At 71.9% G+C, this 14,890-nt stretch carries 14 protein-coding genes; 3 read left to right on the forward strand and 11 right to left on the reverse strand.

Annotated features, from left to right (window positions below; all coding sequences use genetic code 11):
- Positions 1–107: 107 nt before the first annotated feature.
- The 4 genes from V7E45_RS16140 to V7E45_RS16155 form a co-directional block, all read right to left on the reverse strand.
- A complete protein-coding gene (locus V7E45_RS16140) occupies positions 108–530 on the reverse strand; it encodes a hypothetical protein (protein WP_333774855.1) in 423 nt (140 codons plus the stop codon).
- 267 nt (positions 531–797) lie between these two features.
- Positions 798–1,556: a DUF2182 domain-containing protein gene (locus V7E45_RS16145; protein WP_333774856.1), complete on the reverse strand. Its 759-nt coding sequence runs from the start codon at positions 1,554–1,556 to the stop codon at positions 798–800.
- Positions 1,553–2,167, reverse strand: coding sequence for a DUF1326 domain-containing protein (locus V7E45_RS16150; RefSeq protein WP_333774857.1), 615 nt, complete (start codon positions 2,165–2,167; stop codon positions 1,553–1,555). Before V7E45_RS16150 ends, V7E45_RS16145 begins: the two co-directional genes overlap by 4 nt.
- 300 nt (positions 2,168–2,467) lie before the next feature.
- Positions 2,468–2,929: a MarR family winged helix-turn-helix transcriptional regulator gene (locus V7E45_RS16155; protein ID WP_333774858.1), complete on the reverse strand. Its 462-nt coding sequence runs from the start codon at positions 2,927–2,929 to the stop codon at positions 2,468–2,470.
- A 154-nt stretch (positions 2,930–3,083) separates the two neighbouring features.
- On the opposite strand from V7E45_RS16155, the gene V7E45_RS16160 reads away from it, so the two are divergent.
- Positions 3,084–3,932, forward strand: a complete 849-nt coding sequence (locus V7E45_RS16160) for an SDR family oxidoreductase (protein ID WP_333774859.1) — start codon at positions 3,084–3,086, stop codon at positions 3,930–3,932.
- Between the two features lie 187 nt (positions 3,933–4,119).
- Here V7E45_RS16160 and V7E45_RS16165 read toward each other — a convergent pair whose 3' ends face one another.
- Positions 4,120–4,767 carry a dihydrofolate reductase family protein gene (locus V7E45_RS16165; RefSeq protein WP_333774860.1) on the reverse strand — a complete coding sequence of 216 codons (648 nt, stop codon included), beginning with the start codon at positions 4,765–4,767 and terminating at the stop codon, positions 4,120–4,122.
- Between the two features lie 168 nt (positions 4,768–4,935).
- Positions 4,936–6,012: a chitinase gene (locus V7E45_RS16170; RefSeq protein WP_333774861.1), complete on the reverse strand. Its 1,077-nt coding sequence runs from the start codon at positions 6,010–6,012 to the stop codon at positions 4,936–4,938.
- Positions 6,013–6,278: 266 nt separating this feature from the next.
- Between V7E45_RS16170 and V7E45_RS16175 the strand changes: the two genes are divergently transcribed.
- Entirely contained in the window at positions 6,279–10,052 is a 3,774-nt protein-coding gene (locus V7E45_RS16175; RefSeq protein ID WP_333774862.1) for a family 78 glycoside hydrolase catalytic domain, read from the forward strand.
- Between the two features lie 146 nt (positions 10,053–10,198).
- On the opposite strand, the gene V7E45_RS16180 is transcribed toward V7E45_RS16175, so the two are convergent.
- Both V7E45_RS16180 and V7E45_RS16185 read right to left on the reverse strand, forming a co-directional pair.
- Positions 10,199–10,747, reverse strand: a complete 549-nt coding sequence (locus V7E45_RS16180; protein ID WP_333774863.1) for a PaaI family thioesterase — start codon at positions 10,745–10,747, stop codon at positions 10,199–10,201.
- A gap of 67 nt (positions 10,748–10,814) precedes the next feature.
- On the reverse strand, positions 10,815–11,117 hold the full coding sequence (locus V7E45_RS16185; protein WP_333774864.1) for a putative quinol monooxygenase: 303 nt from the start codon (positions 11,115–11,117) through the stop codon (positions 10,815–10,817).
- Between the two features lie 118 nt (positions 11,118–11,235).
- On the opposite strand from V7E45_RS16185, the gene V7E45_RS16190 reads away from it, so the two are divergent.
- The gene (locus V7E45_RS16190) at positions 11,236–12,195 is read left to right on the forward strand and encodes a GlxA family transcriptional regulator (RefSeq protein ID WP_333774865.1); all 960 of its coding nucleotides are present in this window, start codon (positions 11,236–11,238) and stop codon (positions 12,193–12,195) included.
- A 308-nt stretch (positions 12,196–12,503) separates the two neighbouring features.
- Here the strand turns inward: V7E45_RS16190 and V7E45_RS16195 are convergent, their stop codons facing one another.
- From V7E45_RS16195 to V7E45_RS16205, 3 genes are all read right to left on the reverse strand, one after another.
- Positions 12,504–12,866: a response regulator gene (locus V7E45_RS16195; protein ID WP_333774870.1), complete on the reverse strand. Its 363-nt coding sequence runs from the start codon at positions 12,864–12,866 to the stop codon at positions 12,504–12,506.
- A gap of 154 nt (positions 12,867–13,020) precedes the next feature.
- Positions 13,021–13,869 (reverse strand): maleylpyruvate isomerase family mycothiol-dependent enzyme, encoded by an 849-nt coding sequence (locus tag V7E45_RS16200; protein WP_333774866.1) that lies wholly within the window; start codon positions 13,867–13,869, stop codon positions 13,021–13,023.
- A 219-nt stretch (positions 13,870–14,088) separates the two neighbouring features.
- Entirely contained in the window at positions 14,089–14,718 is a 630-nt protein-coding gene (locus tag V7E45_RS16205) for a hypothetical protein (protein ID WP_333774867.1), read from the reverse strand.
- Between the last annotated feature and the right edge of the window lie 172 nt (positions 14,719–14,890).

The raw sequence follows: 14,890 nt of genomic DNA on the forward strand, positions 1-14,890 counted from the left end.
GGACCGCTCGCGACAGCGTGAAGACCGTCTTGAGGCGGGCGGCGCGTGGGACCACGGCCGCACGCTCTCCCAGGCACCGGTCCCGGCCCCGGTCCGGGCCGTTCGCGTCAGGAATCGGCGGGCGGGGCCCAGGGCTTCCGGGGAGGCGGCGGAGCCTCCAGGGCACCGCGGAACATCTCCTTGAGGCTCTTGGGTGGAGCCTCCTTCTCCTCCGTCGAATGCACGAGTCGCGCCGTCGTCACCCGTATGTGGCTCTCGCGGTGCCGCTGCCTGACGATCACCAACCACTCGCCGTCCCGGACGAGCAGGGCGTGCCGGGCCGGCACGTCCCCGGGCCGGGCGTGCCGGGCGACCACGTCGGGCACATAATGCAGCGCCGCGTCCTCGGCCGCCGCGAGGGCCTGCGCCTCGCCTCCCTCGATGTGGTGGGTGCCCACCACCATCCAGCGGTGCAACTTGAGTTCGCCCCTGTCGGTGCGCTCCGTCACCCGCGTGTCCTCCTCGATGAGGACGTACCACTCAGCAGTCATGGTCGGTGCCTGCTCTTCGTTCCGGGGCCTGGTGGGCCGACGAGCGGTCGTCCGGGCGTCGGCGGGGCATCGCCTCCGTCGGTCCCCGACCACGCCGCACAGCGTGTTTCCTGCCCGGCCCGTGCATCCTGCCATGTGGATCATGGACGTCGGGAACGACCCCCTGGTCCAGTCCGGGCCTCCGCTGACCTCTGTGACGCGTTCGGGCCGAGCGACGTACCCTCGCTCACCCGCCCGGTCTGTGATTTCCAGGTGGGCGGCGCGTCCTCACATCCCGACCGTCCCACCGCCGGTGAGACCCGGAGCCAGCGCCGGGACCCAGAAGACCGCGACGGCCAGGACGATCGAGGCGATCCCCACCGCACGGGCCACCAGGCGGCCACCCGGAGCGAGTTTCTCGGCGGTGATCACGGCGGCCAGGACCACCATGGCCCACAAATTCATCACACCGAACGCCGCCAGCAGCACCATCAGCGACCAGCAGCAGCCCAGGCAGAAGGCCCCGTGGTGGGCTCCGGCACGCAGATCGCGCGAGGCCCGCGGGTACGAGGCGTAGCGCAGCATCAGGCCGATCGGCGAACGGCACCTCGCCAGACAACGGTCTTTGAGAGGCGTGAGCTGGTAGACGCCGCTGACCGCGAACACGGCCGCGGCCACAGCCGTCCCCGCCGCGGGAGGGAGGCGCGCCGCCCGGCCGAGGCCGACGGCCAGCGCATACGCCGGCACCCCGGCCGCGGCCCAGACAAGCAGGTAGGCGACCGTGAAGACGACCATGCGCGATGCCCGGCGCACGGTGATGGTGCGTGCGTACAAGGCGGCGACGGGTGCCGTCGCGGGCAGCATCATCGCGGTCATCATCAGCGTCCACACGGGCAGGAACGCGGCTGGGCCCAGGCCCATGGTGCCGGGCATGGCCGGCATGCCGCCCCAGCGCGTCACCATCCAGACCCAGGCGGCGGCCGCCACGACCAGCAGCAGCCCGGCGGGGGCCACCCGGATGCGGGCGGTGACCGGCCCAGCGATCATCCGGACCACGTGAAGGGCGCCGAGTGTCCGTTGCCGCCCGTGAAGTCCCAGGACCGGCCGTACACGCCGTCGCCCGTGGCCCGGGTGGACCGGGCGATCGTCAGTGTGCTGTTCACCGGGTGGAACATGCCCGTCAGGCCCATCACCGGGCCGTCCTCGCCGAACTGCGGGGCGACCTGGTCCTCGATCTCGATGTCGATGGCATCGCCCACCCGCGCCGCGTGGTGGCGACCGTCGTCGCGGTAGTCGATGGGGACGCGCTCCACGCCGAGGACCTCGCCGATGAGCGGAGCGAGCCCCGCCATCGGCCCGCCCACCTGGCCCGAGAAGACCTTGCCCAGCGCCTCCGCCTGGCCGTCGTCGGCCGAGGCGTCGACGTACAGCGCCACCTGCCAGCCGCCGTCGGCCATCACCCGCGGCCCGTCGATGAAGACGGCCACGCTGCGATCGGAGACGTCGACGTCGTCCACGTTCCCGCTGTCCACGTGGAACGCGAAGGTCACCTGGCAGCGCTCGCGGTCGGCCGGTGCGGTGAGGCCCGAGGTGGTGCACGGGCACACCACGTCGCAGTTGCAGCTCTCCAGGTACGTGCCGTTCAGATTCCAGGGCATGGCTCGTCCTCCCTGTCGTACGGCCCCCCGGGGTCGAGGGGGATGCGTCGAGAGGGTCCGCACCGCGCCCCGTGCCACTCTTCTCCAGGCTATTCCTCACGCCCCCCATCGCGCAGATCCGCTGTGGGCGCAGCTCACCGGGGCGCAGACGGAGACGGCAGCCTAGGGGCCGATGCGTCCTGTCCGCACGACGGCCGTTCCTTCCCTCCAACCTCCGGGTCGCCACGACCAGTCGGAGCACTAGGGCCCGTTGCGAAAGTGGTCCTCTGCCGCGCGACGAGGCCACTTTCGCAACAGGCCCTAGGCGTCCTTGTTGGCCTTCAGCTTCTGCCACACCGTGCTGAGCGCTCGCAGGTCGTCCTCGTCGAGGAGGTCCGTGAAGACGGGGGCGAGGCAGGCGCGGCGGGTGGCGTCGGCCGCCTCGAAGAGCCGGTGGCCCTCGGGCGTGAGCGCGACCTCCACGGAGCGGGCGTCACGGGTCGAGGGGGTGCGGGTGACGAGACCGCGGCTCTGGAGGGCGTCGATGACGCGTGAGACCTGGCTGCGACTGAGCATGGTGCTGTTGCCCAGCACCGAGGCCGGGACGGGGTCGGGGCTCGAGGCCAGCCAGAGCAGCACCTCGAACCAGGAGACCGGCAGGTCGTGCGCCTTGCTCAGGGCGCGGTCCACGCGGTCCGTGAGGACGGTTCCGGCCCAGACCAGCCCGTAGAAGGCGTGGTCGGCCACGGGCATCTCGGCCGGCGGGAGCTTCTTCTTCGGCATGTCCCCAGCCTAGCGGTTGCGTGTACACGCACGTAAGTGCATTATGGTGTGTGTACACGCACCTAAATGTGCGGTCCTCCCCCGCTCGGGCCCGTCCCCGCGCACGCTCGCACCGGTGACCGTGCCGGTGCCCGCGCTTTTCGAAAGGTCTCCCATGTCTTCCCAGTCCCCCAAGGTCGTCCTCATCACCGGCACCTCCTCCGGTATCGGCCTGGCCGCGGCCGTCGCCGCCGCCCGCGCCGGCTGGACGACCGTCGCGACGCTGCGTGACCCCAGTCGTTCCGACGCCCTGCGCAAGGCGGCCGCCGAGGCGGGCGTGGAGCTCGACATCCGCCGGCTCGACGTCACCGACGAGGCCTCGATCGCGGCCGCGGTCGACGGCGTGCTGGCCGACTACGGCCACCTGGACGCCGTCGTCAACAACGCGGGCGCCGGACATCTCGGCACCCTGGAGAACGAGTCCGTGGCCGAGGTCCGCAAGGTCATGGAGGTCAACTTCTTCGGCGTGCTGAACGTCTCGAAGGCCGCCATGGCCCACCTGCGCGCCTCCGGCGGCCGTCTGATCACCGTCACCAGCGTCGGCGGCGTGATCGGACAGCCGTTCAACGAGGCGTACTGCGCCGCGAAGTTCGCCGTCGAGGGGTACATGGAGTCCCTCGCCCCCGTGGCAGCGGCGCACGGTGTCTCCGTCACCGTGATCGAACCCGGCGCCGTGGCCACCGAGTTCGTGGCCAACGTGGGCGTCGACCTGGAGGGCGCCGTCGCCGCGGCCGGGGTCTACGCACCGCAGCTCGGCGCCTACCTGAACCGCACGATGGCGCAGTTCCTCGACGGCGCGCAGACCCCCGAGGGGGCCGCCGAGTCGGTCCTCGAGGCGCTGACCGCGCAGCGGCCCGCGTTCCGCCTCCAGACCTCCGAGTGGGCCCGCGGCTTCGTCGGCACCAAGCTCGCCGACCTGGACGGCTCGGCGGTCCTCGGCCTCACCGACGGCTGGGTCGCCTGAGCCGCGGCCCCTGGCCACCTCGTACGCCACACGGCCTCCGGCCCCACGCCCTGCCTACGGCTGGAAGTACTCCGACATGAGGCGGCCGACCCATGCGGGCGGCCTGATGTCCACCGGTGCAGACCGGGCCGGCATCAGCCGGCCCGGCGGCGGCAGGGCCGGCAACGACGACAGCCGTCGGCAGGGATCACTTGTGCCAGAACAGATGGTGGGTGACCTTGCCGCTCGGGCTGGGCACGACATCGCGGTGGAAGCGGTCGAGCAGTTCCTCGGGCGACTCCCACAGCCGCGCCCCGGAGCCGAGCTTCAACGGCGAGACCGCCACGTGCAGGGTGTCGACCAGGTCGGCGTCGAGGAACTGCCGGATGGTCGTGGCCCCGCCTCCCAGCCGGACGTCCTTGCCGTGCGCCGCCTCCCGCGCCTGGGCGAGGACCGTGGCCGGATCGCCGTCGACGAAGTGGAACGTGGTGTCGGAGAGGGTGAACGAGGGGCGCTTGTGGTGGGTCATGACGAACACCGGGGTGTGGAACGGCGGTTCGTCGCCCCACCAGCCCCGCCACTCGTGGTCCTGCCAGGGGCCGCGCTGGGGACCGAACTTGTTGCGGCCCATGATCTCAGCGCCGATGTTGTGGGCGAAGTCCCGCGTCAAGTAGTCGTCGAGACCTCGGCTCCCACCGGGCTCGGTGCGCCTGGGCCAGCTCGCCGTGGCGCCCGCCCAGGCGAACATCTCCTCGGGGTCGGCATGCCCGAAGGGCCGCTCCAGGCTCTGGTTCTCACCGGCGCCGTAGCCGTCGCTGGAGACGTTGAAGTTCTGGACTCTCAGTAGCTGCTTCACCTGGCTCCTCCTGCGTATTCCATGAAAGGCGGACCGCCGGGACCAGGAAAACTCATCGCCGGGCCCATGTCCCGTCACGGGAGCGATGTCGGCGCGCCGGTCCACCGGGGCGCCGGCACCGCGACGCGGGAACCGGGCCGGTTCCCGCCCCGGCTCACCGCCCGGCCGTCACCGGGAGTGATGGCCCCGGGTGAAGGGCTCGAAGGTGTGGCTGAAGTACCAGGTGTCCTGGGCGATCCCGGAGCAGGAGTTGGCACCGGCGGTGCCGACGCAGCCGCCGTTGTCCCGCTGGAGCGCCCAGAAGGACAGTGTGTCGATGCCCTTCCGCACGGCCCACTTCTCCACCTCGACCGCGTCGCCGGTGGTGAAGGTCTCCTGGGGGCCGTAGTCGTCGATGCCGGGCATCTCGGTCACACCGATCATGCCCCACAGCTTGCCGGCGTGCTGCTTCGGGTACAGGGCGGCGAGCTGGTCGTGGAGTCCGGCGGCGGCGCTCCTGGTGTCGGCCGCCATGTCGTGCTGGGCGCCGTCCCAGTAGTCGAAGGCCATGATGTTGACGACGTCCACGCGGGTGTGGTTGTCGACGGCGTTCTGCAGCAGCGCCACACCGCTGGGCGCGAGACCGGTGTTCGTCGTCGGCAGCGTGTAGGAGAACTGCAGCTCGCGGCCGGTGCGTTCGGCCCAGCGCTCGGCCTTGGCGACGGCCTTGTTGCGGCGGTCGATCCCGGCGCTGTCGGTGATGGAGTCGGCCTCGATGTCGAGGTCGATCCGGGTGACGCCATAGGTCTTGGACAGGTTCTCGTAGACCGCGGCGATGGCGTCGACACTGGTGCAGGAATCGGCGAGTTCGGTGCCCGTCGTGTCGGCGCTGTAACCGCCGAAGGACGGGATGGCGTTGCCGCCCCGGGACTGGAGCGCGGCGATGTCAGCGCCGAAGGTCTCCTTGGCGATCGGCCGGCTCGTGCTGCCGTTCCAGTACGCGGTGCACGAGCCCGCAGCGGGTGTCTGGAGGAAGGCCATCGTCAGGTACCTGTTGCCGGACTGCGCGGCGAGCGCCGCCGGGCTCTCACCGGTCCACGTCTCGACGTACGGCGCCGTCACGTGCGCGGGCATCGGTCTGCCGGCGTACGCAGAAGTCTGCGAGGAGGCGTGCGCGCCGCTCCCGGCGAGGGCGACCAGCCCGGCCGACAGGGCGGTCGCGGTCACACCGGAGAGCAGGGCGTGCAGAAGGCGAGATCGTCTCATTGAAGCTCCCGTGGCGAAGTGGGCTGCTCGACCAGGGGCTCATATTTGGACTAGACCAATCTCACTGTCAAGACTCTTTACGGTTAACTGACCCAACGCCAGCCCCCTTGACCCGCTCCCTCAACTCCCGTACGTTGCGACCGCATTGATGAATTGAATCGTTTCATTAACCAGCTCATGTCATGTTCTCACGTCATGTACAGGCCACTCCGCCCTGTTCAGCCGCTCCGTCCTGCTTCGCCCGCCCTGTGTGAAGGAGAACTCCGTTGGCCAGCCCGACCTCATCCCCCACACCCCCCACTCCCCCCACGCCCTCCACGCCCTCCACGCCCGGCGCTCAACCTCCGTTCAGCCGGCGCCACTTCCTCGGTACGGCGTCGGCGCTGGCGGCGGGCGCCCTCGCCGCGGGCACGGTGGGCGCGCTCTCCGGCCGGGCCCAGGCGGCGGCCCGCGCGCCGCACACACAGCCCGTCGGCCTGTCGACAGCGCACTGGATCTGGTATCCGGAAGGCGATCCGCGCACCGACGCGCCCACCGGGCACCGCTACTTCCGCACGAGTTTCACCGTCGCCGACGGCGCGGTGACCGACGCCCAGCTCGTCGTCACCGGTGACGACACGGTCGACGTGTGGCTCAACGGCAAGCCCCTGGCCGGTTCCCCCCGGGTCGCCGACTCCTGGCGCGACGCCCTGTACGTGGATCTGCGGGCCGCCCTGACACCGGGCACCAACACCCTCGCGCTCGCCTGCCGCAACCAGGGCGGCCCGGCCGGCGTCCTCGGGCGCGTGCGCGTCGTGGCCGGCGGCGGCACGACGGATATCGTCACCGGCAGCGGCTGGTCGGCGGGCAAGGACGTGCCCGCGGGCTGGGAGCAGCCCGGCTTCGGCGACGGCACCTGGCCCGCCGCCCGTGACCTCGGCACCTACGGGACCGCCCCCTGGTACACCCGGGTCACCGCGCCCGACGTGACGACGCCGTCGCCGCTGAGCGTGGCCGCCTGCACCGTCGAGCACCGCACCAACCCGCTCGGGATCGACTCGGCTCAGCCCCGGTTCGGCTGGCGGCTGGACTCCACGGCACGGCAGCAGCGACAGGCGGCCTACCAGCTCCAGGTGTCGTCCGCGGCCGACGGCACGGGCGACCTGTGGGACAGCGGCCAGGTGCCGTCCGACCGGCAGATCGACATCGCCTACGCCGGCCGACGCCTGGCGAGCCTGACCCGCTGTTTCTGGCGGGTGCGCGTCTGGGACACCCAGGGCCGGGTGAGCCCGTGGAGCACGCCGCAGTGGTTCGAGACCGGGCTGCTCGCGGCGGCCGACGAGTGGCGCGCCGCGTTCATCGGCCTGCCGGCGGGGCCCGACCTGTCAGGTGCCGGGTGGATCTGGTACCCCGAGGGCGACCCGGCGGCCGGCGTGCCCGCCGGTACCCGCTGCTTCCGCCGTTCCTTCTCCCTGGCCGGTGCGCCCACCGGCGCCGGCCTCGTCGTCACCGGGGACGACACCGCGGACGTCTGGATCAACGGCACGTTGGTGAGCACCTCGCCGCGGGTGACCGACTCGTGGAAGGGCGCGGCCCTGGTCGACGTCACCGGGCACCTCACGGCCGGATCGAACACGATCGCCGTCGCCTGCCGGAACACCAGCCAGTCCCCGGCCGGACTGCTGGCCAAACTGACGGTGGCGGGCGGCCCGACGGTCGTCACCGACACGGCGTGGAAGTCGTCCCAGGACGCGCCGTCCGGCTGGCAGGCCCCCGGGTTCGACGACGGCCGGTGGCCCGCGGCGCGCGCGGCCGCCCCGTACGGCGGCGGGCCGTGGGGGTCGAACGTGCGGATCGTGCGCCCGGCGCCGCTCCTGCGCGGACGGTTCACCGTGGGCAAGCGGGTGGCCTCGGCGCGGCTGCTGACCACCGCGCTCGGACTCCACGAGACCAGGCTCAACGGTACGCGGATCGGCGACGACGTCCTCGCTCCCGGCTGGACCGACTACGCCAAGCGCGTGCAGTACCGGGTCTTCGACGTCACCGCGCAGCTCCGGCAGGGCACGAACGCACTCGCCGCCTGGCTGGGCAACGGCTGGTACTCCGGCAGCCTCGGCTTCGCCGGCAGTCAGCACTACGGGACCCAGCCCTGGTACGCAGCCCAACTGCACATCACCTTCGCCGACGGCACCACCCAGTCGGTCACCACGGACGGCGACTGGAAGGTCGGCACGGGTGCCATCCGGGCGGACGACCTGTACAACGGCGAGGCGTACGACGCCCGTCTGCACATCGACGGCTGGGACGACGCCGATTTCGACGACGGCGGCTGGGCGTCGGCGGCCGTCCGCGACGGAACCGCACCGCACCTCGTCGCCCAGGTGGACAACGGCGTCACCGTCCAGCACGAGTTCCGTCCCGTGGCGATCACCCAGCCGCAACCCGGGGTGTGGATCTTCGACATGGGACAGAACTTCACCGGCCGCAACCGCATCGCGCTCAGCGGCGACGCGGGCACCACGGTGACGGTGCGGCACGGCGAGGTCCTGAACCCGGACGGCACGCTCTACACCACCAACCTGCGCGCCGCGCAGGCCACCGACCGCTTCACCCTCGCGGGCACCGGGCACACCGAGACGTACGAGCCACGCTTCACCGTCCACGGCTTCCGCTACGTCGAACTCACCGGCCTCCCGGACGGGTTGCGGCCGGACGCCGACACCGTCACCGGCCGCGCGATGTGGACGGACGCCGCACAGCCCGGCACGTTCGACACCTCGAACGCGCTGGTCGACCAGCTCCAGCACAACATCGTGTGGGGCGAGCGCGGCAACATGCTGTCGATTCCGACCGACTGCCCCCAGCGCGACGAACGGCTCGGCTGGACGGGCGACATCGCCGCCTTCTGCGCGACGTCCACCTTCAACCTGGACACCCACGCCTTCCTCGCCAAGTTCGCCGACGACCTGACGGACGCCCAGCAGGCCAACGGTGCCTTCACCGATGTCGCACCCGCCGTGATCAGTGGCTCCGGAACAGCCGGTTGGGGTGACGCCGGAGTGATCGTCCCGTACACGATCTGGCAGCGGTTCGGCGATGTCGACGTCGTGGACCGGCACTTCACGGCGATGGCGCGCTGGGTCGACTATCTGCAAGGCACCGCCGGAGGCGACCTGATCCGCGATCAGCAGACCTTCGGCGACTGGCTCAACGTCAACGACAACACGGCCCAGAACCTGATCTGCACCGCGTACTTCGCATGGTCGGCGCGGCTCGTCGCGCGCATGGCGGCGGCCACCGGCCGCACCTCGGAGGCCACTTCGTACGGGCGGCTGGCCGACCAGGTGGCGGCGGCCTTCACCGCACGCTTCGTGGCGGACGACGGCACCGTCCGCGGCAACACCCAGACCGGCTATGTGCTGGCCCTGGCCTTCGAGTTGCTTCCCGCGTCCCTGGTCCAGCCGGCCGCGGACAAGCTGGCCGCGAAGGTCGCCGCCACGAACGGGCACCTCAGCGTGGGCTTCCTCGGCGTCGAGAACCTGCTGCCGGTACTGGCCGACCACGGGCACGCCGACGCCGCGTACCAGGTCCTGCTCCAGCGGAGCTTCCCCGGCTGGGGCTACATGATCGAGCACGGGGCGACCACGATCTGGGAGCGCTGGGACGGCATCCGCACCGACGGCTCGTTCAACGACCCGGGCATGAACTCGTTCAACCACTACGGTCTCGGTTCGGTCGGCGACTTCCTCTACCGCCACGTCGGCGGGCTGGCTCCGGCCGCCCCGGGTTACGCCTCCCTCCGCATCGCACCACGCCCCGGGGGCGGCCTGACCTCCGCGCGCAGCGCCTACGACACTCCCTACGGCAGCGCGACCAGCAGTTGGTCGGTCTCCGGCGGGCAACTGCGGCTGGACGTCACCGTGCCGGTCAACACCTTCGCGGCCGTCACCGTGCCCACCTCCCGGCCTGGGTCCGTCGTCGCCCCCGCCCAGGCCGTCCCGGCCGGTCCCGCGAGCTATCACCTGCCCGCCGGAAGCTACACCTTCACAGCGGACAGCTGACACCTGGTGGCGGACGGCCGGCTGCTGGCGGCTCGCGGCGGACGGCCGGCTGCTGGCGGCTCGCGGCGGACGGCCGGCTGCTGGCGGCTGGCAGCTCGCGGCTCGCGACTGGTGGCAGGCACGCGCCCGGCCGACGCGGAACTCCGTCACGTCATCGGGAAGATCGCACACGTGGTGGTCGCGTGGGCGTAGAGCTTCCCGTCCGTGGAGCCGGTGACCCTGGCCTCGGCCGTCGCGGTGGTCCGGCCCGCGTGGATCACGGTGCCCTCGCAGCGCAGGCTCGGTGTGTCGGCGAAGACGGGGCGCACCATGTTCACGCCGAGCTGGATCGTGGTGTAGGCGCGCCCCACGGGGAGTGTCGACATCACGGCGCTGCCGAGGGCCGAGTCGAGGAGCGTGGCGAGGAACCCGCCGTGCACCGTACCCATGGGGTTGAGCAGGTGCTCGGCGGGTTCGCCCACGAAGACGGCCCGGCCGTGCTCCGCCGCCACGAGCCGGAAGCCGAGCGTCCCGCAGATCGGTGCCTGGGGAAACCGGCCCTCGACGCACATCCGGAGCACCTCCAGACCCGAGCGGCCGGCGCCGTCGGTGTAGCTGGTGGGCGGCTCCCACGTGTGGGTACGCGAGCGGACGCCGGGGGCCGCCTCACGCGAGGCCGTCGTGTGCGTCGCCGCGACGGAGGGCGTTGATGTCATGGTCGGTGGATCTCCGTGTTCTTCTCGTCGTTCTCGTTCTCGCGGTTCTGGGGTCCTCGGCGTTGTCTCAGGGCAGCTTGACCGCGAGCAGGTCGACCGGACGGATGTCGGGAGCGGAGGCGAGCATGGTGTCCGCGGCTCCCATGAGCGCGGCGGCGATCCGTCCGCGCAGGTGTTCCGTGCGGTCCTCGTCGTCCTCGAAGGTGTCGAAGACACCGAAGGTGGTGGCGTCCTCCCGGAAGGCGAACCAGGTCACGGTCCGCTTCTCCTCCTCGGCGAGGTGCACGGCCTCGGTCAGCATCCGCGCGATGTCGTCGGCGTACTCGGGCTTGGCCTCGATGCGGGCCAGCAGGCCGATGTTGTTCATCATGACGGGACTTCCTTCGGCTCGGTGCGGTGCCCTGCGGCACCGGGGACACCACCCACGCTAGGTCGCCGACGGGCTCGATCCCAGTGTCGGAAACGACAGCTCTGATACCGTTCCCGACATGGATGTCTCCGTACTCGTGTACGACGGCGTGTTCGACTCGGGGCTCTGCGCGGCTCTGGACGTGCTGGAGGCGGCCAACGCCATGCGCGGCGAACTGCCCCAGCCGCCGCCCGCCTGGAACGTCCGGACGATCGCTTTCACTCCGCAGGTGCGCACCGGTGCCGGGCACCTGGTCACGGCGGAGCCCGCGGGGTCGACGAACGGTACGGAACTGCTCCTCGTGCCCGCACTCGCCGAGCGCAGGCCCGAGGCGCTGCTGGAGCGGGTCGGCGGCGCCGGTCTGGCCGAGGTGCGGGAGCTGGTCGCCGACCACCGGGGCCGGGACGCGCCCGTGGCCTCGGCCTGCACGGGTACCTTCCTGCTCGCCGAGTCGGGCGTCCTGGACGGCCGCCGCGCGACGACCACCTGGTGGCTCGCGCCCGTCTTCCGCCGCCGTTACCCGGCGGTCGTGCTCGACGAGAGCAGCATGGTGACCGCGGCGCAGGGGGTGACCACGGCGGGTGCCGCCTTCGGCCACGTCGATCTGGCGCTCGCCGTCGTACGGACGGCGAGTCCCGCCCTGGCCGATCTGGTCGCCCGCTACCTGGTCGTGGACGAGCGTCCCTCGCAGTCCGCGTACACCATCCCGAGCGCCTTGGCGCAGAGCGACCCGCTGATCGCCGCGTTCGAGCACTGGGCGCGCCGGCACCTGGACGCGCCGAACAGCCTGGCCGAGGCCGCGCGTGCCCTCGGTGTCAGCGAACGCACGCTCCAGCGCACGGTCCGCCGGGTGCTGAACACCACGCCCGTACGGTTCGTCCAGGACCTGCGCGTCGAACAGGCAACGCATCTGCTGCGGACCACTGACCTGTCCCTGGAGAGCATCGCCCGGAAGGTGGGGTACGAGCACGCCGCCACCCTGCGCGCACTGCTGCGCGCCCGCACCGGCGCCACCACGGCGGGCCTGCGCACCCGCTGACGGCTGGGGCGCCCGGGGCCGGCGAACGTTCCTCGACCCGGGCCCTGATCGACGCTTACGTCGGAACGGCACGCCCACACGTCCGGGAACGTCTCGAAGGCGCCGCGGCGGCGCTCGGCCGCGGCGCACTCGCAACCGGCCGCGGACGGGCCGCGCGGTGCACGCCCGGCGGCGATCCGCCGGACCGACGCGGCGGCCCGCTCGTGTGCGGCGCGGACGCCGGTCCAGTCGTCGGCCGGCCGAAGGGTGCGCGGCCCGACTCCCACACTCCCCTCACCAGCCGACTCGGCCACCCCCGAAGTACGGGTTCAGCCCAGTACCCTGCCGAGTTCGGCGAGCAGTTGTGCGTCGCCGAACGGCTTGGCCAGCAGGCCCGTGGCGCCGGCCGCCTCGCTCTCGTCCACCTGGGACGGCTCCGGCTTCTCGGTCAGCACGATGATGGGCGTGGACGCGTAGCGCTCGTCCTTGCGTGTCTCGCGGATGAGCGAGATGCCGTCCACCTCCGGAACCCCGATGTCGGTGATGATCACGTCGTAGGTCCCCTGCGCGGCGACGAGGTCCAGCGCGGCCCCGCCGTCGACCGCCTCGGTCACCTCGAAGCCGTTGCGTCGCAGGACGTCCCCGACGGCCCGGCGCACTCCGTCGGAATCGTCGACCAGCAGGACCTTCATCGCCACGATGTCCTCCCCGTGTTTCTCCTCTGAACCTGCCTCTGACCACTCACACATCACCGGAGGTCCGCGAACGAAACCTGGTGTCGCGGCGTATGTCGACCGGTCAGGTACGCCCGGCAGGTCTGGTTCTCGGCCGGGCGGAGCGGGCGGCTCAGAAAGCGGTGTGGGCGAACCAGCGGTCCAGCGTCTCGGACCGCCCGGTCACCTCGAAGGCGCTGTCCTGGTAGGAGCGGCGCCCGTACAGCAGGAGCAGGAGGTCGGCGGCCTCGCCCCGCACCGTGGTCCGCGCGTCCGGCGACGCGGTGTCGGCGGCAGCCTCCGCCCGGTCCAGCAGCCGGAAGCCGTCCGCGTCCAGCCGGACCCGCCACTCCTCACCGGTGCCGGGGCCGGTCGCGGCGGCACCGGTGGTGCCGGTGGCGGCCTCGGCGCACTGGAACACGATGGTCTCGCCGTCGCCCTTCAGGTCGGCAACCGCGGGGGCGAAGAGATGCGCGTGCCGCAGGTTGACGAGGAACTCGTCGACTCCGTCGGCCGCCAGTTCAGGATCGACGGGGGACTCGTGGCCGAGGGTCAGCTCCGCGTCGACCCGGTGCACCAGCGTCTCGAACAGCATCCTGCGGGCCCAGAACCGGGCGTGCTGGTCCTCGCCCCAGGCCCACATGGGGGCCAGCGGGTCCGTGGCCTCCAGCACTGCGGCCACCTGCGGGACGCCCGCCTCCACCCAGCGCGGGTACTCCCCCGCGTCGTCCGGCAGCCCGAGTTCGACTTCCCGGCTGCGCGGTGGCTCCTGCACCAGCCGGGACAGCAGGGCGCAGAACCAGCGTTGCAGGCTGCCGACGTGGCGGGTGAGGTCGGCGACGGTCCAGCCGGGGCAGGAGGGCACCGGCATGGTCGGGTCCACGCCCCGGACCACCTCGGCCAGCCGCGCCGTCTCCCGCTCGATCGCCTGCCGGTACGTGCTGTACGGCAGCGGGTGCGCCGCCGATCGGTCGCTTTCCACTTCGCGTCCGCCCTCTCCCTCGCGGGACCCGCCCCGCCCTCGTGGACCGCACCACCGGAGTGCCGTCACATCGCGCCGGGCGCCGGATCCGGTCACGACATCATGATCCACCATGCCCGGAACCCGGCCGAGGCGGGGTGGCGAGGCGAGCACCGGAGGCGGCACTCGGCTTCGGAAGCCCTCGGCCTGAGGGGTGACCGCCGCACCGGCGACCGGGCCTCAGTAGCGCTGGGCCTTGGCCAGTCGGGGCGTCAGCGGAGGCTCGCCCGACTTCTGGCTGAACACGATGGGCTGGTTCTTCTCCCCGGGTTCGAGGTTCTCCGCCCCCGTGTACCTGGTCTCCACGACGTGGTGCTTGCTGTCCTCGAAGTCGATCTGAACGGCGTAGGACGCCTTGTGGCTGGTCTTGTTGGTGATGGTGACCAGGACGGCGAGGACACCCCCGGTCTGTGCCTTGGGCATGCCGGTCATGCCGACGTCGGACAGCGCGTTGCCCTGGCCGCTCACGCCCTGGAGTACCTTCTGGGCGGTCGCCGTCCGCCGGGCGCTCTCCGCCGACACCGACGCCTCGAACTCCGAGGCGCGCGCGGCCGCGGAGGAGGCGGCCGCGGAGACCGAGGCACGCGCGGAGGAGATGGCCGCGGAGGCCGAGGAGGCCAGGGCCGGGGGCATCGTCCCGGAGAACGACGCCGTGTTCGGCGTGCTCGGCGTCCTGCTCACCGCCGAGCCGGAACCCCCACCACCGCCACAGCCGGCCAGCGCGACGGACGCCAGGAAGCACACCATGAGGACGGAGGGCACGCCGTATCGGCGCGGCCTGCGGATCCGGACGCGGGAAGGGGCATGCATGCGTTCCTCCAGAACGGTGGGCTTGCAGCCATCGTCCGTGGTGCCCCCGACACGTGCGAGCCGACTCGGGCCTGACGGGTGACGCGACTGTGCGCTCCCGGGCAAGTACCCGTGCGCTGCCGGGCGGGCCACGGGGGGCGGGCGGCCTAGCCTCTCGCGGGTGGTGGGAGTG

The organism is Streptomyces sp. IBSBF 3136, from assembly GCF_036815105.1.
GTDB lineage: Bacteria > Actinomycetota > Actinomycetes > Streptomycetales > Streptomycetaceae > Streptomyces.